This window comes from Alcanivorax sp. 24 (genome assembly GCF_004360225.1).
Taxonomy (GTDB): Bacteria; Pseudomonadota; Gammaproteobacteria; order Pseudomonadales; family Alcanivoracaceae; genus Alloalcanivorax; species Alloalcanivorax xiamenensis.
In genome coordinates, this window is sequence record NZ_SNUA01000071.1 from 1 (window position 1) to 503 (window position 503).

The window sequence follows — 503 nt, forward strand, 5'->3', positions numbered from 1 at the left end:
ATTCCAATTAGCAACAAACTCCCCATTTACATCGCCTGTTACTTTCAAGTTATCAGGTAAGAAGTGTTTAAATTCAGCAATAGATAGCGCTGCAAGCTGTGCATTTAACTGGCCTAATTGCTCAGTTTGCTGCAAGGTCGCAAAGAATAGTTTTGAGTTATCACTTTGCCAGCAATGCGCGCCTACATTAAAGTCAAAGGTTTTGGTATTTACTTGGCTCTTAACCGGTTTATCATTTCCACAGCATACCTGAATATCGGTAACAAGAATTTGGCTTAGCGCACCTTGCCAGGTCTCTTTATTAAATTTACCGTCTACATCAAATGATGCCTTGCCTTGATCTGCATCGAGTAAAAAAGTTAAATGATGATCTGTTTTATCGCCACTGGCGTCTAACTCAATTTGATTAATTTTATGCTCTGCGATCGATGCAGAATCGAGCACCAGTGACACATCCGTTTGCCAATCTGCTGCGTAATCAAATTGCCCTTTTAATGTTAAAC

Annotated in this window: 1 protein-coding gene; it reads right to left on the bottom strand. The window is 39.8% G+C overall.

Annotation, left to right across the window (positions count from 1 at the left end; all coding sequences use genetic code 11):
- Positions 1-503, bottom strand: a 503-nt coding sequence (locus E0L37_RS21625; RefSeq protein WP_205655681.1) for a hypothetical protein, incomplete at both ends; no start/stop codon positions are given.